The sequence below is a fragment of the Pantoea sp. MT58 genome (assembly GCF_014495885.1).
Lineage (GTDB): Bacteria > Pseudomonadota > Gammaproteobacteria > Enterobacterales > Enterobacteriaceae > Pantoea > Pantoea eucalypti.
In genome coordinates, this window is record NZ_CP061083.1 from 3,624,647 (window position 1) to 3,640,431 (window position 15,785).

General features: G+C 53.1%; 22 protein-coding genes. 11 read left to right on the top strand and 11 right to left on the bottom strand.

Annotation, left to right across the window (positions count from 1 at the left end):
- Positions 1-84 precede the first annotated feature (84 nt).
- From cgtA to rplU, 3 genes are all read right to left on the bottom strand, one after another.
- Positions 85-1,257 (bottom strand): Obg family GTPase CgtA, encoded by a 1,173-nt coding sequence (gene cgtA, locus IAI47_RS17090; protein WP_003851092.1) that lies wholly within the window; start codon positions 1,255-1,257, stop codon positions 85-87.
- A 242-nt stretch (positions 1,258-1,499) separates the two neighbouring features.
- The gene (gene rpmA / locus IAI47_RS17095) at positions 1,500-1,757 is read right to left on the bottom strand and encodes a 50S ribosomal protein L27 (protein ID WP_003851093.1); all 258 of its coding nucleotides are present in this window, start codon (positions 1,755-1,757) and stop codon (positions 1,500-1,502) included.
- Positions 1,758-1,772: 15 nt separating this feature from the next.
- Positions 1,773-2,084 carry a 50S ribosomal protein L21 gene (gene rplU / locus IAI47_RS17100; RefSeq protein ID WP_008925416.1) on the bottom strand — a complete coding sequence of 104 codons (312 nt, stop codon included), beginning with the start codon at positions 2,082-2,084 and terminating at the stop codon, positions 1,773-1,775.
- 256 nt (positions 2,085-2,340) lie between these two features.
- Here rplU and ispB point away from each other — a divergent pair, with 256 nt between their 5' ends.
- Positions 2,341-3,312, top strand: a complete 972-nt coding sequence (gene ispB, locus IAI47_RS17105; RefSeq protein ID WP_008925415.1) for an octaprenyl diphosphate synthase — start codon at positions 2,341-2,343, stop codon at positions 3,310-3,312.
- Between the two features lie 239 nt (positions 3,313-3,551).
- Positions 3,552-3,836 (top strand): helix-turn-helix transcriptional regulator, encoded by a 285-nt coding sequence (locus tag IAI47_RS17110; protein ID WP_003851095.1) that lies wholly within the window; start codon positions 3,552-3,554, stop codon positions 3,834-3,836.
- 72 nt (positions 3,837-3,908) lie between these two features.
- Here the strand turns inward: IAI47_RS17110 and murA are convergent, their stop codons facing one another.
- From murA to IAI47_RS17150, 8 genes are all read right to left on the bottom strand, one after another.
- Entirely contained in the window at positions 3,909-5,168 is a 1,260-nt protein-coding gene (murA, locus tag IAI47_RS17115) for a UDP-N-acetylglucosamine 1-carboxyvinyltransferase (protein ID WP_008925414.1), read from the bottom strand.
- Positions 5,169-5,235: 67 nt separating this feature from the next.
- Positions 5,236-5,493, bottom strand: coding sequence for a BolA family iron metabolism protein IbaG (gene ibaG, locus IAI47_RS17120; RefSeq protein WP_003851098.1), 258 nt, complete (start codon positions 5,491-5,493; stop codon positions 5,236-5,238).
- 113 nt (positions 5,494-5,606) lie between these two features.
- Positions 5,607-5,912 (bottom strand): lipid asymmetry maintenance protein MlaB, encoded by a 306-nt coding sequence (mlaB, locus tag IAI47_RS17125; protein WP_008925413.1) that lies wholly within the window; start codon positions 5,910-5,912, stop codon positions 5,607-5,609.
- Complete coding sequence (mlaC, locus tag IAI47_RS17130; protein WP_008925412.1) at positions 5,912-6,547, bottom strand: phospholipid-binding protein MlaC; 636 nt, start codon at positions 6,545-6,547, stop codon at positions 5,912-5,914. Before mlaC ends, mlaB begins: the two co-directional genes overlap by 1 nt.
- Before the next feature lie 15 nt (positions 6,548-6,562).
- Entirely contained in the window at positions 6,563-7,108 is a 546-nt protein-coding gene (gene mlaD, locus IAI47_RS17135) for an outer membrane lipid asymmetry maintenance protein MlaD (protein ID WP_008925411.1), read from the bottom strand.
- 4 nt (positions 7,109-7,112) lie between these two features.
- The gene (gene mlaE / locus IAI47_RS17140; RefSeq protein ID WP_008925410.1) at positions 7,113-7,895 is read right to left on the bottom strand and encodes a lipid asymmetry maintenance ABC transporter permease subunit MlaE; all 783 of its coding nucleotides are present in this window, start codon (positions 7,893-7,895) and stop codon (positions 7,113-7,115) included.
- Between the two features lie 4 nt (positions 7,896-7,899).
- Positions 7,900-8,715, bottom strand: coding sequence for a phospholipid ABC transporter ATP-binding protein MlaF (gene mlaF, locus IAI47_RS17145; RefSeq protein ID WP_008925409.1), 816 nt, complete (start codon positions 8,713-8,715; stop codon positions 7,900-7,902).
- Positions 8,687-8,944: a hypothetical protein gene (locus tag IAI47_RS17150; protein WP_128755139.1), complete on the bottom strand. Its 258-nt coding sequence runs from the start codon at positions 8,942-8,944 to the stop codon at positions 8,687-8,689. Before IAI47_RS17150 ends, mlaF begins: the two co-directional genes overlap by 29 nt.
- Here IAI47_RS17150 and IAI47_RS17155 point away from each other — a divergent pair.
- The 9 genes from IAI47_RS17155 (at position 8,943) to ptsN (ending at position 15,752) form a co-directional block, all read left to right on the top strand.
- On the top strand, positions 8,943-9,923 hold the full coding sequence (locus IAI47_RS17155; RefSeq protein WP_003851100.1) for a calcium/sodium antiporter: 981 nt from the start codon (positions 8,943-8,945) through the stop codon (positions 9,921-9,923). The genes IAI47_RS17150 and IAI47_RS17155 overlap by 2 nt on opposite strands.
- 16 nt (positions 9,924-9,939) lie before the next feature.
- Entirely contained in the window at positions 9,940-10,923 is a 984-nt protein-coding gene (kdsD, locus tag IAI47_RS17160; RefSeq protein ID WP_003851102.1) for an arabinose-5-phosphate isomerase KdsD, read from the top strand.
- Between the two features lie 13 nt (positions 10,924-10,936).
- Complete coding sequence (gene kdsC, locus IAI47_RS17165) at positions 10,937-11,503, top strand: 3-deoxy-manno-octulosonate-8-phosphatase KdsC (protein WP_003851104.1); 567 nt, start codon at positions 10,937-10,939, stop codon at positions 11,501-11,503.
- Entirely contained in the window at positions 11,500-12,072 is a 573-nt protein-coding gene (lptC, locus tag IAI47_RS17170; RefSeq protein ID WP_008925408.1) for an LPS export ABC transporter periplasmic protein LptC, read from the top strand. The genes kdsC and lptC overlap by 4 nt, the downstream gene beginning before the upstream one ends.
- Positions 12,047-12,598: a lipopolysaccharide ABC transporter substrate-binding protein LptA gene (gene lptA, locus IAI47_RS17175; protein ID WP_008925407.1), complete on the top strand. Its 552-nt coding sequence runs from the start codon at positions 12,047-12,049 to the stop codon at positions 12,596-12,598. Before lptC ends, lptA begins: the two co-directional genes overlap by 26 nt.
- Before the next feature lie 5 nt (positions 12,599-12,603).
- On the top strand, positions 12,604-13,329 hold the full coding sequence (gene lptB / locus IAI47_RS17180; protein WP_003851107.1) for an LPS export ABC transporter ATP-binding protein: 726 nt from the start codon (positions 12,604-12,606) through the stop codon (positions 13,327-13,329).
- A gap of 48 nt (positions 13,330-13,377) precedes the next feature.
- A complete protein-coding gene (gene rpoN / locus IAI47_RS17185; protein ID WP_008925406.1) occupies positions 13,378-14,811 on the top strand; it encodes an RNA polymerase factor sigma-54 in 1,434 nt (477 codons plus the stop codon).
- Positions 14,812-14,832: 21 nt separating this feature from the next.
- Positions 14,833-15,120 (top strand): ribosome hibernation promoting factor, encoded by a 288-nt coding sequence (gene hpf / locus IAI47_RS17190; protein WP_003851111.1) that lies wholly within the window; start codon positions 14,833-14,835, stop codon positions 15,118-15,120.
- Between the two features lie 152 nt (positions 15,121-15,272).
- Entirely contained in the window at positions 15,273-15,752 is a 480-nt protein-coding gene (ptsN, locus tag IAI47_RS17195) for a PTS IIA-like nitrogen regulatory protein PtsN (protein WP_008925405.1), read from the top strand.
- Positions 15,753-15,785 lie beyond the last annotated feature (33 nt).

Below are 15,785 nucleotides of genomic sequence, written 5' to 3' on the forward strand. Positions count from 1 at the left end.
CTGAAGAGCAGGCTCCAGAAAGAACAATGCCCCCTTTCATTCCTGAAAGGGGGCATCCTATATCACGCTGTAGCAGACGCGCGGTTAACGCTGATAGATGATTTCAACACCTTCGTCGTCTTCATCATCCCAGTCGTCATCCCACTCTTCATCTTCCACTTCGACCGTGTTTTCAATGGTTTCTTTGTGGTAATCGTCCCACATAAACTCCACTTTTTCCGGCTGTTTCTCTTCAAGCTCGGCTTCTTTCGGGTTGGCATTGATGAAGCTCATCACGTCCCAGCAGAGTTCGTTGACACCAGTACGGCTTGCGGCAGAGATCAGGTAATACTTATCTTCCCAGCCCAGCGCTTCAGCAACGGCTTTTGCCCGTGACTGCGCTTCTTCTTCGCTAATCAGATCAATCTTGTTGAAGACCAGCCAGCGTGGCTTGTTGAACAGCTTCTCGCTGTACTTTTCGAGCTCGCCGAGAATAATGCGGGCATTTTCAACCGGATCGCTTTCATCGATCGGATCGATGTCGATCAGGTGCAGCAATACGCGGCAACGCTCAAGGTGTTTCAGGAAGCGGATACCGAGGCCAGCACCGTCTGCTGCGCCTTCAATCAGGCCAGGAATATCAGCCACGACGAAGCTCTGCTCGCTGTCCATACGGACTACGCCCAGGCTCGGCACAAGCGTGGTAAATGGATAGTCCGCCACTTTTGGTTTGGCAGCTGAAACAGCACGGATAAAGGTTGATTTACCGGCGTTCGGTAAGCCCAGCATCCCAACATCTGCCAGCAGCATCAGCTCCAGCTGCAGGTCACGTTTTTCACCTGGAGTACCCATCGTTTTCTGACGAGGACTGCGGTTCACTGAGGATTTGAAGCGCGTGTTGCCCAGACCATGCCAGCCGCCCTTGCCGACCATCAGTTTCTGACCGTGACGCGTCATGTCACCGAGTGTCTCACCGGTACCCTGATCGATAACCCGGGTGCCGACCGGCACTTTAACTTCGATATCTTTACCGCGTTTGCCTGTACAGTCGCGGCTCTGGCCGTTCTGTCCGCGCTCTGCCCGGAAAGATTTTTCGAAACGATAATCGATAAGGGTATTGAGGTTTTCATCAGCGATCAGATAAACATCACCGCCGTCACCGCCATCACCGCCATCAGGGCCGCCTCTCGGGATATATTTTTCGCGGCGGAAGCTCACGCAACCATTACCGCCATCACCGGCGACGACCAAAATTGTCGCTTCATCTACAAACTTCATTTTCTATCTCCGTCACACAATCGTCTGCAGCACTCTGCAGACGGGTCCGCCAGGGTCTTCTGCGCTGACCAGCGGCGGATAAATCAGGATTGGCTTTCGCCAGTGCGTACACAAAGTGTACAGCAAACTTTTGTGATGCGTCGCTTTTACCGCAACAGACCGCAGAATGTAAAAAGCCCCGCAGGAGCTGCGGGGCCTTCAATTCGTGCGTTCAGACGTTAAACGTCTGCGTCACGACAACCTTACTCAGCAACGATGCTGATGTATTTACGGTTGTTCGGACCTTTAACTTCGAACTGTACTTTACCGTCTGCGGTAGCAAACAGGGTGTGGTCACGACCACAACCTACATTGGTACCGGCGTGGAATTTGGTGCCACGCTGACGAACGATGATGCTACCTGCCAGAACAGATTCGCCACCGAAACGCTTTACACCCAGACGTTTTGCATTGGAGTCACGACCATTTCGAGTCGAACCACCAGCCTTTTTATGTGCCATTTGTCAGATCTCCTCTTACGCCGTGATACCAGTGATTTTCACATCAGTGAACCACTGGCGATGGCCTGCTTGCTTACGGTAGTGCTTACGACGACGAAACTTAACAATCTTAATTTTCTCGCCACGACCGTGAGCAACAACTTCTGCCTTGATCATTCCGCCTGAAACCAGTGGCGCGCCGATTTTCACGTCTTCGCCATTAGCAATCATCAGAACCTGGTCAAACTCAATCGTTTCACCGGTTGCGATGTCCAGCTTTTCCAGGCGAACGGTCTGACCTTCGCTAACTCGGTGTTGTTTACCACCACTTTGGAAAACCGCGTACATATAAAACTCCGCTTCTGCGCTTGCCTTTTAGTTCATCAGGCGGCGCGCTAAATATTCACAATAGGGCGCGAATTCTACGCAAAACTCCAGAAGAAGACAAGAGCACTTTGCACACTCTTGCAGAAAAAAAACACAGGCTGAATGCAACCGTTTCTCAGGCACAAAATTCAAGTACAATCAGTAACAGATTACCTGAACGCTGGCTGAGTAAACCACTTACCATGGCAGAGATAACGAGTCATAGCTGAAAAGACGAATGAACTTAGAACAGATTAATGAATTAACCGCACAGGATATGGCTGCCGTTAACCAGACCATCCTCGACCAGCTGAATTCAGATGTCTCGCTCATCAACCAGTTGGGCTATTACATCATCAGTGGTGGGGGCAAGCGTATCCGTCCCATGATTGCCGTGCTCTCCGCACGTGCCATGGGCTACAAGGGCGACCTGCACGTGACCAATGCGGCGCTGATCGAATTTATCCACACCGCCACGCTGCTGCATGACGATGTCGTGGATGAATCCGATATGCGTCGTGGCAAAGCGACCGCGAACGCGGCGTTTGGCAATGCGGCAAGCGTGCTGGTCGGTGACTTTATTTATACCCGCGCCTTCCAGATGATGACCAGCATGGGTTCGCTGCGTATCCTGGCGCTGATGTCAGAGGCAGTAAACGTCATTGCTGAAGGTGAAGTCCTGCAGCTGATGAACGTCAATGATCCCGACATCACTGAAGAGAGCTACATGCGCGTCATTTACAGCAAGACAGCGCGTCTGTTTGAAGCCGCCTCGCAGGCTTCTGCAATTCTGGCTGAAGCCACACCTGAAGAGGAAAAAGCCCTGCAGGATTATGGGCGCTATCTGGGTACGGCTTTCCAGTTAATTGACGACTTACTGGATTACAGTGCTGATGGTGAAACGCTGGGTAAAAATACTGGCGATGACCTGAGTGAAGGCAAACCCACCCTGCCACTGCTGCATGCGATGCAGCACGGCTCGCCTGAACAGGCGAAGATGATCCGTGAAGCCATTGAACAGGGAAATGGCCGCCATCTGCTGGAACCCGTACTGGAAGCGATGAATCAGTGTGGTTCTCTGGAGTGGACGCGCAGTCGTGCCGAACAGGAAGCGGATAAAGCCATTGAAGCCCTGAGAATTCTGCCGGAATCGCCATGGCGCAGTGCCCTGGAGTCGCTGGCGCACATGTCAGTTCAGCGCGATTTTTGATCCCTCACGGAGCCTTCCGGGCTCCGTTTTCATCTCAGTCCGTCCCCATTATTCTTATTTCCTGCAAGCATTTGCACACCTTTTGCGAGTCATCCCACAGACCCGGCGCTGGATCTAAAAATAACTGGAAATTAATGGAAACTTTTTGCTATAAAACCCCTGTTCTTTCCAGATGGCACTAAAAAGGAAAGCCAACGTCCTGCTGGACGACGCAATGACAAGGAAAAGGAGAACAGGTTATGGAAAAAATAAAGGAAGACTGGCATCCGGCTGACATTATCGCGGCGCTGCACAAACGCGGTATGACGCTGGCAGCACTATCACGCGCATCGGGTCTGAGTTCGTCAACACTGGCTAATGCGCTGACGCGCCCGTGGCCCAAAGGAGAATGGCTGATCGCCGACGCGCTAACGATTCACCCGAGTGAGATCTGGCCCAGTCGATATTATGATCCCCACACCCACCGCCTGCTGGATCGCAGAAAACGTATCCGGACGCCTGCAGCGCATTCCGACAGCAACTGAGACCGCAGGCTATTTTCAGGCGAAAAAAAACCAGCCCTGAAGGGGGCTGGCTTTTTGAGTGCCTCAGCAGACTTACTCTTCGCTGACACGCTCGATGTTCGCGCCCATTGCTTTCAGTTTATCTTCGATGTGCTCATAGCCACGATCGATGTGATAAATGCGATCAACGAACGTCGTGCCTTCCGCAATACAACCCGCCAGAACCAGGCTGGCAGAAGCACGCAGATCGGTCGCCATCACCTGCGCACCTGACAGGGTTTCAACCCCATGACAGATTGCCGTGTTGCTCTCAATCTCAGCATGTCCGCCCATGCGAATCAGTTCAGGGATATGCATAAAACGGTTTTCGAAAATGGTTTCGGTAATCAGACCCGTGCCTTCCGCAACCATGTTTAACAGGGTGAACTGTGCCTGCATATCTGTCGGGAACCCCGGATGCGGAGCGGTGCGCACGTTAACCGCTTTTGGTCGCTTGCCGTGCATGTCCAGACTGATCCAGTCTTCACCGGTTTCAATATCGGCACCCGCATCACGCAGCTTAGCCAATACAGCATCCATGGTATCTGGCTGGGTTTTGTGGCACATCACTTTGCCGCCTGAAATGGCAGCAGCCACCAGGAAGGTACCGGTTTCGATACGATCGGGCAGAACGCGATAAACACCGCCACCCAGACGCTCAACGCCTTCGATGGTGATTTTGTCGCTACCTGCGCCACTGATTTTGGCACCCAGGGTGTTAAGGAAGTTGGCGGTATCGACAATTTCCGGCTCACGCGCCGCATTCTCGATCACAGTGGTACCTGTCGCCAGCGTCGCTGCACTCATGATAGTGACCGTTGCGCCAACGCTGATTTTGTCCATGACAATCAGCGCGCCTTTCAGGCGTCCATTGACTGAGGCTTTAACGTAGCCCTCTTCCAGTTTGATCTCAGCACCCAGCTGTTCCAGACCGGTGATATGCAGATCAACCGGACGCGCGCCGATAGCGCAGCCACCCGGCAGAGAAACCTGACCCTGACCAAAACGCGCCACCAGCGGACCCAGCGCCCAGATTGAGGCACGCATGGTTTTGACCAGGTCATAAGGCGCACAAAACACATCTACCGCACTGGCATCGACATGCACAGAACCGTTGCGTTCGACCTTCGCACCCAGCTGGCTCAGCAGTTTCATGGTGGTATCAATGTCGCGCAGCTTTGGCACGTTCTTAATCTCTACCGGCTCTTCAGCCAGCAGGGCAGCAAACAGAATAGGAAGTGCGGCGTTCTTTGCCCCGGAAATGGTGACTTCACCACTTAAACGGGTGGGGCCTTGCACACGAAATTTTTCCATCAACACGGCTCTCGATTAACTAGCTAAAAATTGGACTCGCTCACGGCGAGTTCACCACGCAGAAGGATCAGAAACCGTTGAGTTTACGGTCACGTGCCCATTCAGCGGGAGTATAAGTTTTGATAGAGACAGCATGCATGCGGTTATCCGCGATGAATTCCATCAGCGGCGCATAGACAGCCTGCTGCTTTTTCACGCGGCTCAGTTCGCCAAACAGTTCGCCTACGGCGATCACCTGAAAATGGCTGCCATCGTTGCTCATCACATGAACTTCGTCTAAAGGCAATGCGGCCATCAGCACGGCCTGAATTTCACTGTTTTCCATTGGGCTTAACTTCACTTAATAATAATAAGGCTGACATAGTAGAGGAAAGCGGCTGACTCTTAAATACGCAAAAGCCCCTGCTGGAAACAGGGGCTTAGCATAACAACCGGAAATCAGGCGCTTTTATCCGCAGAAACAATAATCTGTTGCAGATTGTAAAGGGTAATCAGCGAGCGCAGTTTGTCACTGATGCCTGTAAAGCATGGGGTTATACCCTGTGCACGCGCGATTTCCCGCAAGTGCACCAGCAGGGCGAGACCGGAAGAGTCCACCCGCTCCAGCCCCGCGACGTCGATAGTATCGACATCTTTGATCAGAGTCTCGCGTTGCTGCCACAGGCTCATCAGCGTGTCGCGATCCAGTTCGCCTTTAAGTAATAGCGTGCTGGCTTCCCGCTCCCAGCGTAACGATTCGTGCATTATTGTTGTTTATCCAGCGTGATCGGTTGTGCCGCAGAAGACTTCAGTTGTGCCGTCAGACCATCAATACCTTTGGTACGCAACAAATCGCTCCACTCATTTTGTTTCGTGGTGATCATGCTGACGCCTTCGGCGATCATGTCATAAGCCTGCCATTTCCCGCTCTGGCTATTTTTACGCCACTGGAAATCGAGGCGTACCGGCGGACGTCCATTTGGGTCAATAATGGTGACACGAATAGCGACAATCTGGGCGTCGCCTAACGGCTGTTCGGGCTGAATCTGGTAGCTCTGGCCGTTATAGAGTGCCAGTGCCTGACCATACGCCTGCGCCAGGTAATCACCAAAGGCGCTGAAATAGGCTTCACGCTGAGCAGGTGTTGAGTCACGATAGTAGCGTCCCAGCACTAACGCGCCTGCATATTTAATCTGCACATATGGCAGGAGCTCCTGACGCACAATCTCACGCAGGTAGTTGGGATCCTGCTTGATTTTCGGCTGCTCATTTTTCAGACGGGTGAATGTCTTCTGCGCCGCTTCGTTCATCAGCTTGTAAGGATTGCTCTGATCGGCTGCGGTCGCCGTCAGCGGTACCGCTACCACCAGCATGGCAATCATCAATAAACGTTTAAACATGGTAAACCCTCTTCTTTAAGGTTGAGCCGGTGCCGCAGGCGCAGCACTGTCGCCTTCCTGCGCGTCTTTGGAGTCAGTTTTTTGTTTGTTATCGCCGCTCTTATAAAGGAACTGGCCGATCAGGTCTTCGAGCACCATGGCTGACTTCGTATCACGCAGCGTATCGCCATCTTTCAGCATCGCCGAGCCGAGCTCAGGATCGTCAAAGCCTAAGTTCAGCGCCAGGAACTGCTCACCCAGCAGGCCCTGAGTACGGACAGCCAGCGAGCTGGTATCTGAAATTTTATTCGCATACTGATCGCTGATCTCCATGGTGACACGCGGCAGCAGCGTTTTCGGCTCAAGCGCTATTTCTGTCACCCGGCCAATGACCACACCACCAATTTTGACCGGCGAACTGGCTTTCAGGCCGCCGATATTGTCAAAGGTCGCGTAGAGTTTCCACGTCGGCTCTGTGCCCATCGACTTTAAATCGGCGACGCGCAGACAGAGAAACAATGCGGCGATCAACGCCATAATCATAAAAATGCCAACCCAGATTTCGCTTTTTTTGCTTTGCATTGCATCAATTCCCAAACATCAGTGCTGTCAGCACAAAATCCAACCCGAGCACCGCCAGTGAAGCATGTACTACGGTACGCGTTGTCGCGCGACTGATCCCTTCAGAAGTGGGAATCGCGTCATAGCCATTAAAAAGAGCAATCCAGGTGACCGTTACGGCAAAGACGGCGCTTTTGATGATGCAGTTAACGACATCGGTTCGGAAATCGACCGCGTTCTGCATAGCTGACCAGAAGAAACCGGGATCGATCCCCTTCCAGCTCACGCCAACCAGTGCACCGCCTGCAATACCGACCGCAGTGAAGATCATGGTCAGTAGCGGCATGCTGATAAAACCGGCCCAGAAGCGCGGCGAGACTACCCGGCGCAACGGATCCACCGCCATCATCTCCATACTGGAGAGCTGTTCAGTGGCTTTCATCAGGCCGATTTCAGCCGTCAGTGCCGATCCTGCCCGTCCGGCAAACAGCAGCGCGGTAACAACCGGCCCCAGTTCACGCAGCAAGGAGAGCGCCACCAGCATACCCAGACTGGTTTCTGCACCATAGGTGTTCAGCACCAGATAGCCCTGCAGTCCGAGTACCATGCCGATAAACAGACCTGAAACCACAATAATCAGTAACGACAGTACGCCAACACTATAGAGTTGTTTGATCAGTAGCGGCGTATGTCTGCGGAACGCGGGTTTTCCCACCAGCGCGTGAAACAGCATTAATCCTGCGCGTCCAAAACTGGCGCACGTTTCAATTCCCTGACGACCGAATGACGCCAGCGCCTTCAAGACCATCTGTTTAGTTACTCCCTGAGCCGGTTAAATCAGCGAGATAGTCGCCGGCAGGAAAACGGAAGGGAACCGGACCATCCGCATGGCCATCAATAAACTGGCGCACGCGCGGGTCATTATTCTCTCGCAGTTCCGGCGTGGTGCCGTGTGCGATAATTTTTTGTCCGGCCACGATATAGGCATAGTCCGCAATACTCAGTACTTCCGGTACGTCGTGCGAGACCACAATACAGGTCAGGCCCAGAGCATGGTTAAGTTCGTCGATTAATTTTACCAGCACGCCCATGGTAATGGGATCCTGTCCGACAAAAGGTTCGTCGAACATGATCAGCTCCGGCTCAAGCGCAATTGCACGCGCCAGTGCCACACGGCGTGCCATCCCGCCCGACAGCTCAGCTGGTTTCAGCTGGGCAGCACCGCGCAGGCCTACCGCTTCCAGCTTCATTAAGACAGTGCTGTGCAGAATCGGTGCAGGCAGACGGGTATGTTCACGCAGCGGCCAGGCCACATTTTCATAGACCGTTAAGTCAGTAAACAGGGCACCAGACTGGAACAGCATGCTCATTTTCTTGCGCGCTTCGTACAATTTAGCGCGTGACAATGACGGAATGTTTTCGCCACGGAAAAAGATTTCACCGCTGGTTGGCTGAAGTTGCCCCCCAATCAGGCGTAGCAGAGTGGTTTTTCCTATCCCCGATGGCCCCATTATCGCCGTGACTTTCCCTTTCGGCACGGTCAGCGAAATGTCGTCGAAGATAGTGCGATCTCCGCGCGAAAAACTCACGCCACGAACCTCAACCAGATTCGTTTGCTGCTGGATCATTATTACCTCTTGTAAGGATCGGGCGTAAACATGGGGTACGATGGTAGCCTGTTCGGTCCTGATTCACGATAGCTTTACAGAAACTTACCGCTAAGATTTGGCGAAAATGGTCATTAAATTTACTTTTGCCGTTCAGGCGGTCAAAATCAGCGCCTGTCTCGCCAAACAGAACCTTAAACCGGTCGGGAAAAGCATTGCCGGCCCGGGTTTTTACGCAAGGATTTTTCATGTTCTTAGCTTCTGCACTGCTGATTATCGGTTTGCTTTTACTGGCATATGGTGCCGATCGTCTGGTGTTTAGCGCCTCAATATTGTGTCGATCTTTTGGCATCCCGCCACTGATTATCGGCATGACCGTTGTCAGCATCGGCACCTCGCTGCCCGAGATGATCCTCTCCTTTTCAGCGGCGCAGCATGGCCAGATGGATCTTGCTGTGGGTACCGCGCTCGGCTCGAATATTACCAACATTTTACTGATCCTCGGTGCCGCTGCGCTCATGCACCCGCTTTACGTCCATTCTAATCTGATACGCCGCGAACTTCCGTTAATGTTGCTGGTTACCCTGCTCAGCGGATTCATGCTGTTTGACAATCAGCTTAGTCGACTGGATGGAATTGGCCTGATCGCCATAGCCGCTATTTATCTGATGGTGGTGATTCGCATTGCACGGAAAGCGGAACAGGACAATAACGACACCCTGACCCGCGAACAGCTGGCCGAACTGCCTCGCGAAGAGAGCGGAAATACAGTGGCCTTTCTCTGGCTGGCCGTCGCGCTGATTATACTGCCGATGTCGACGCGGATGGTGATCGATAATGCGACCGCTTTTGCCGACTACTTTGGCGTCAGTGAACTGGTCATGGGCCTGACGCTTATCGCCGTGGGAACCAGCCTGCCTGAGCTGGCAACGGTCATTGCTGGCGCGCTGAAAGGTGAAGATGATATCGCAATCGGCAATCTGATCGGCGCCAACATTTATAATATTGCCATCGTGCTGGGCCTGCCGGCGCTGATTCATCCTGGCAGCATCGACTATCACGCTTTTGCCCGTGATTATTGGGTGATGCTGGGCGTCAGCGTGCTGTTCGCCCTGCTTTGCCTGCTTCGTCGCCGTCGGGTTGGTCGCACGGCAGGCTTAATTTTACTCTGTGGTTTCTTCGTCTGGGTGACGCTGCTCTGGATGCAGCCGGCATTTATGGACGGTTAACAAGGACAGACTCACTATGTCATATCAGCAACCAACAGCATTTGATTTTCAGCAGGCGGGAAAAACTGTCCTGCGCATCGAGCGTGAAGGACTGGAACAACTCGATCAATATATCAATGACGATTTCGCCCGCGCCTGCGCCCTCATTTATGCCTGTCAGGGAAAAGTAGTGGTCATGGGCATGGGCAAGTCTGGCCATATCGGCAAAAAAATGGCGGCGACCTTTGCCAGTACCGGCACGCCCGCCTTTTTTGTGCATCCGGCTGAAGCCAGCCATGGCGATCTGGGGATGGTGAGCAAAAATGATGTGGTCATCGCCATCTCTAACAGCGGTGAGTCCAGCGAAATTCTTGCGCTGATTCCGGTGTTAAAACGTCAGCATATTTCGCTGATCTGCATCACCGGACGGCCTGACAGCGCGATGGGACGGGTTGCCGATGTGCATCTTTGTGTTCATGTTCCGCAGGAAGCGTGTCCGCTGGGTCTGGCGCCCACCTCCAGCACGACGGCCACGCTGGTGATGGGTGACGCGCTTGCGGTTTCGCTGCTGGAAGCGCGTGGATTCACGGCGGAAGACTTTGCCCTCTCCCATCCTGGCGGTGCGCTGGGCCGCAAGTTGCTGCTGCATGTGGCTGATATCATGCACAGCGGCGATGAGCTGCCGCACGTCACGCGGGATGCTTCACTGCGCGATGCGCTGCTGGAAATTACGCGCAAAAACCTGGGACTGACGGTGATCGTCGACGGTCTGATGAAAATTGAAGGCATCTTTACCGATGGCGACCTGCGCCGCATTTTTGATATGGGCATCGATTTTCAGCGCGCCACCATTGGCGAAGTGATGACGCCGGGTGGCATCCGCGTCCGGCCAAATATGCTGGCGGTTGAAGCCCTGAATCTGATGCAGACCAAAAACATTACCTCGATTCTGGTGGCCGATGACGACCGTCTGCTCGGTGTGGTACATATGCATGACATGCTGCGCGCTGGCGTAGTCTGAACAGGAAGAGAAAATGCAACAGGCAACTCCCCCGATTGAAACCTGCTATGGCCCGGTCAGCGCTGATGTTATGGCACGCGCCAGCAACATTCGTCTGCTGATCTGCGACGTCGACGGCGTGATGTCCGACGGGGTGATCTACATGGGAAATAATGGCGAAGAGCTGAAGGCATTCAACGTGCGGGACGGTTATGGTGTGCGGTGTTTGCTGACCTCTGATGTAGAAGTGGCTATTATTACCGGCCGTAATGCCCGTCTGATGGAAGATCGCTGCAAAACGCTCGGCATCCGTCATCTTTATCAGGGACAATCGGATAAGCTTTTGGCCTATCGTGAACTTCTGGATAAACTGTCTCTTTCCGACGACCAGGTCGCCTATATTGGTGACGATCTGATTGACTGGCCGGTTATGGCGAAGGTGGGATTAAGTGTGGCAGTGGCGGATGCACACCCGATCCTGTTGCCACGCGCCCACTACGTCACGCGGATCGCCGGTGGACGCGGCGCGGTACGCGAAGTATGTGACCTGATATTAATGGCGCAGAACAAATTTGAGGATGCCAAAGGGCAATCAGTATGAGTAAAAGCAGGCGTTGGATAACGCTGATTCTGACCTTGATTGCACTGGTTTTGATCGGCTGGAATCTTACTAACCAGGATGACAATGGCACGCCCGTCGGGCCCGACAGTCAGTCGCCGACCTACACCAGTGCTGATTCACACACTGTGGTTTATAACCCGCAGGGCGCGCTGTCATATAAACTGGTCTCAGACAAAGTGACCTATTTCTCGGATGACGAGCTGAGCTGGTTCGAAAATCCGGTGATGACCACTTATGATGAGAATAAAATCCCTACCTGGACGTTACGCGCCGATAAAGCAAAGCTCACCAAAGATCGTATGCTTTATCTGTATGGCCATGTTGAGCTGAATACGCTGACGCAGGATTCTCAGCTTGAGCGCATTAAAACTGATAACGCACAGATCAACCTTGTCACTCAGGATGTTACCTCTGATGATCAGGTAACATTGTATGGACGCAGTTTTAACTCCACCGGCATGAAAATGCGCGGCAATTTACGGACAAAGAACGCCGAGTTAATCGAGAAGGTCAAAACCTCATATGAAATTCAAAATGAACAAAAATAGCCTGAAGCTTTTAATGGCCAGCATGTTGCTGGCAACCAGCGTTCCGGCGCTTGCCCTGACCGGTGACTCGGATAAGCCCGTCAACATTGACTCGCAGAATCAGGCACTTGATTTGCAGGGCAATGTCGCGACCTTTACCGGCAATGTCATCGTGACGCAGGGTTCAATCAAAATCACGGCGGATAAAGTCGTGGTGACCCGTCCCGGTGGCGACAGCAAGAAAACCATCGTTGATGCCTACGGCAACCCCGCTACGTTCTATCAGATGCAGGACAGCGGCAAGCCGGTTCAGGGCCATGCCTCAAAGCTGCACTACGAACTGGCTAACGACTTCGTTGAACTGACCGGCAATGCGTTCATTGAGCAGCAGGACAGCAACATCAAAGGCGATCGTATTACCTATCTGGTAAAAGAGCAGAAAATGCAGGCTTACAGCCAGGGCCAGAACAAGCGCGTCACTACCGTCCTGGTGCCGTCGCAACTTCAGGATAAAGGTTCGTCCAACAGCGGAAAGAAGAGTAACTGATAGCTATGGCCACATTAATCGCAGAAAACCTGGCGAAGGCATATAAAGGCCGTCGCGTGGTAGAAGATGTCAGTCTGCAGGTAAAGTCCGGCGAGATTGTCGGCCTGCTGGGTCCGAACGGCGCCGGTAAGACCACCACCTTTTACATGGTGGTCGGTATTGTCCCGCGTGACGCTGGCCGTATCATTATTGATGATGAAGATATCAGTATCCTGCCGTTGCATGCCCGTGCGCGTCGTGGCATCGGCTATCTGCCGCAGGAGGCCTCCATTTTTCGTCGCCTCAGCGTCTACGATAACCTGATGGCGGTACTGCAGATTCGTGACGATCTGACAGAAGAACAACGTCAGGATCGCGCCCGTGAGCTGATGGAAGAGTTTCACATCGAGCACCTGCGCGACAGCATGGGTCAGGCGCTGTCGGGTGGTGAGCGACGTCGTGTTGAGATCGCACGCGCACTGGCCGCTAATCCTAAATTTATCCTGCTGGATGAGCCTTTTGCCGGTGTTGACCCGATCTCCGTTATCGACATCAAGAAAATCATTGAGCATCTGCGTGACAGCGGCCTCGGCGTGCTGATTACCGACCATAACGTGCGTGAAACCTTAGCGGTCTGTGAGCGGGCTTATATTGTCAGCCAGGGACACCTGATTGCGCATGGCACACCCAATGAAATTCTTGCGGATGAGCAGGTTAAGCGGGTTTATTTGGGTGAAGAGTTCAGACTCTGATAAGGTGTCGTTAATACCGATGTTTACCTGGGAACTACCATCCTGTCTATGAAGCAAGGTCTACAACTCAGGTTCAGCCAACAGCTGGCAATGACTCCACAGTTGCAACAGGCGATTCGTCTGCTGCAACTCTCTACGCTTGAACTCCAGCAGGAGTTACAGCTTGCACTCGAAAGCAATCCGCTGCTTGAGCAGACTGATCTGCATGAAGAGATCGACTCCAGGGAATCGCCGGAGTCTGAGGCGCTGGATACACGCGAAGCGCTTGAGCAGAAAGAGATGCCCGATGAACTGCCGCTGGATGCCACCTGGGATGAGATCTACACGGCGGGCACGCCTTCCGGCACTGGCACCGATTATCAGGATGATGAATTACCGGTTTATCAGGGTGAAACGACACAGTCACTGCAGGACTACCTGATGTGGCAGGTTGGATTGACGCCTTTCAGTGATACCGATCGCGCTATTGCCACCTCTATCGTCGATGCTATCGATGACACCGGATATCTCACCGTTTCGCTTGAGGAGATCCTGGACAGTATCGGCAACGATGATCTCGAAGTGGATGAAGTTGAGGCGGTGCTGAAACGCATCCAGCGTTTTGACCCGATGGGTGTTGGTGCGCGCGACCTGCGTGACTGTCTGCTGGTGCAGCTGTCGCAATATGCGCCCGACACACCGATGCTGGCAGAAGCACGCCTGATCGTCAGCGAGCATCTCGACCTGCTGGCCAATCACGATTTCCGTAGCCTGATGCGAGTGACGCGCCTCAAAGAGGATGTACTGAAAGAAGCGATGGTGCTGATTCAGTCGCTGGACCCGCGTCCGGGTCAGTCGATCAATACCAGCGAGCCAGAATATGTCATTCCCGATGTCCTGGTGCGTAAAGTTGGCAGTCGCTGGACGGTTGAACTCAATGCCGACAGCTTGCCACGCCTCAAGATCAATCAGCACTATGCGGCAATGGGCAGTTCAGCGCGCAACGACAGCGACAGTCAGTTTATCCGCAGTAATCTGCAGGAAGCCCGCTGGCTGATTAAGAGTCTGGAAAGCCGCAATGATACGCTGCTGAAAGTAACGCGCTGCATTGTTGAGCAACAGCAGGCGTTTTTCGAGCAGGGTGAAGAATTTATGCGTCCGATGGTGCTGGCAGATATCGCCCAGGCTGTTGAGATGCATGAATCGACCATTTCTCGCGTGACTACGCAGAAGTATCTGCACAGTCCCCGTGGCATTTTTGAACTAAAGTACTTTTTCTCCAGTCATGTGAATACGGAAGGTGGAGGCGAAGCCTCCTCAACCGCGATTCGTGCGCTGGTGAAAAAATTAATTTCGGCGGAAAATCCAGCCAAACCCTTGAGCGACAGTAAACTGACCTCAATGTTATCTGATCAGGGGATCATGGTGGCACGGCGTACCGTCGCCAAATATCGTGAGTCTTTATCCATCCCGCCATCGAACCAGCGTAAACAACTGGTTTGAAAGAAATGAGAAGGAAGACCTATGCAGCTGAACCTGACCGGGCAACATGTTGAAATCACACCGCCTCTGCGTGAGTTCGTCAACGGGAAATTTGCCAAACTGGAACACTATTTTGAACATATCAATCAGGTCTATATTGTCCTGAAAGTTGAGAAAGTCACTCAGGTGGCTGATGCAACACTTCACGTGAATGGTGGCGAGCTGCACGCTACATCGGAAGCGGAAGATATGTATGCGGCAATTGATGGGCTGATCGACAAGCTGGCCCGTCAGCTGACCAAACACAAAGATAAACTGAAAAAACACTAATCTTCACGCTAGCAACGCGCGCCTGGCGCGCAGAGCCGACAGGATGGGGCGGATAATCCGCCCCGTTTTGTCATCTGAGTAAGCGCAGCTTGTCTCAGAGGTAATGACGCGCTGGCGGCGAATGGCCTGGTGAACACGCAAGTGAAATGATAATGAACAACGATCTTACACTGGAATTGAGCACAGTGCTTTCGCCAGACTGCACCCGCAGCGGCGTACACTGCCAGAGCAAAAAACGTGCGCTGGAAATCATCAGCGAACTGGCCGCTAAGCAGCTCAACCTGCCGCACCAGACGCTTTTCGAAGCGATCCTGACCCGCGAACGCATGGGCAGTACCGGTATTGGCAATGGGATCGCGATCCCTCACGGCAAGCTGGAAGAGGATACGCTGCGCGCGGTTGGGGTTTTTATCAGCCTCGAACAGCCGATTGCATTTGATGCCGTCGACAACCAGCCGGTCGATCTGTTGTTTGCTTTGCTGGTCCCGGCCGACCAGTGCAAAACACACCTGCACACCCTGTCACTGGTGGCGAAACGTCTGGCAGATAAAACGGTCTGCCGTCGTCTGCGCGCTGCCCAAAGTGATGAAGAGCTCTACGCCATTATTACGGAAATCCAGACAGAGCAGTAACACGTCTTTACCGGCCAGGTGCCGGTTTTAAAA

Excerpts from the sequence above, each read along its gene's own strand:
- cgtA (WP_003851092.1), bottom strand. The coding sequence starts at position 1,257 with ATGAAGTTTGTAGATGAAGCGACAATTTTGGTCGTCGCCGGTGATGGC.
- rpmA (WP_003851093.1), bottom strand. The coding sequence starts at position 1,757 with ATGGCACATAAAAAGGCTGGTGGTTCGACTCGAAATGGTCGTGACTCC.
- rplU (WP_008925416.1), bottom strand. The coding sequence starts at position 2,084 with ATGTACGCGGTTTTCCAAAGTGGTGGTAAACAACACCGAGTTAGCGAA.
- ispB (WP_008925415.1), top strand. The coding sequence starts at position 2,341 with ATGAACTTAGAACAGATTAATGAATTAACCGCACAGGATATGGCTGCC.
- IAI47_RS17110 (WP_003851095.1), top strand. The coding sequence starts at position 3,552 with ATGGAAAAAATAAAGGAAGACTGGCATCCGGCTGACATTATCGCGGCG.
- murA (WP_008925414.1), bottom strand. The coding sequence starts at position 5,168 with ATGGAAAAATTTCGTGTGCAAGGCCCCACCCGTTTAAGTGGTGAAGTC.
- ibaG (WP_003851098.1), bottom strand. The coding sequence starts at position 5,493 with ATGGAAAACAGTGAAATTCAGGCCGTGCTGATGGCCGCATTGCCTTTA.
- mlaB (WP_008925413.1), bottom strand. The coding sequence starts at position 5,912 with ATGCACGAATCGTTACGCTGGGAGCGGGAAGCCAGCACGCTATTACTT.
- mlaC (WP_008925412.1), bottom strand. The coding sequence starts at position 6,547 with ATGTTTAAACGTTTATTGATGATTGCCATGCTGGTGGTAGCGGTACCG.
- mlaD (WP_008925411.1), bottom strand. The coding sequence starts at position 7,108 with ATGCAAAGCAAAAAAAGCGAAATCTGGGTTGGCATTTTTATGATTATG.
- mlaE (WP_008925410.1), bottom strand. The coding sequence starts at position 7,895 with ATGGTCTTGAAGGCGCTGGCGTCATTCGGTCGTCAGGGAATTGAAACG.
- mlaF (WP_008925409.1), bottom strand. The coding sequence starts at position 8,715 with ATGATCCAGCAGCAAACGAATCTGGTTGAGGTTCGTGGCGTGAGTTTT.
- IAI47_RS17155 (WP_003851100.1), top strand. The coding sequence starts at position 8,943 with ATGTTCTTAGCTTCTGCACTGCTGATTATCGGTTTGCTTTTACTGGCA.
- IAI47_RS17150 (WP_128755139.1), bottom strand. The coding sequence starts at position 8,944 with ATGAAAAATCCTTGCGTAAAAACCCGGGCCGGCAATGCTTTTCCCGAC.
- kdsD (WP_003851102.1), top strand. The coding sequence starts at position 9,940 with ATGTCATATCAGCAACCAACAGCATTTGATTTTCAGCAGGCGGGAAAA.
- kdsC (WP_003851104.1), top strand. The coding sequence starts at position 10,937 with ATGCAACAGGCAACTCCCCCGATTGAAACCTGCTATGGCCCGGTCAGC.
- lptC (WP_008925408.1), top strand. The coding sequence starts at position 11,500 with ATGAGTAAAAGCAGGCGTTGGATAACGCTGATTCTGACCTTGATTGCA.
- lptA (WP_008925407.1), top strand. The coding sequence starts at position 12,047 with ATGAAATTCAAAATGAACAAAAATAGCCTGAAGCTTTTAATGGCCAGC.
- lptB (WP_003851107.1), top strand. The coding sequence starts at position 12,604 with ATGGCCACATTAATCGCAGAAAACCTGGCGAAGGCATATAAAGGCCGT.
- rpoN (WP_008925406.1), top strand. The coding sequence starts at position 13,378 with ATGAAGCAAGGTCTACAACTCAGGTTCAGCCAACAGCTGGCAATGACT.
- hpf (WP_003851111.1), top strand. The coding sequence starts at position 14,833 with ATGCAGCTGAACCTGACCGGGCAACATGTTGAAATCACACCGCCTCTG.
- ptsN (WP_008925405.1), top strand. The coding sequence starts at position 15,273 with ATGAACAACGATCTTACACTGGAATTGAGCACAGTGCTTTCGCCAGAC.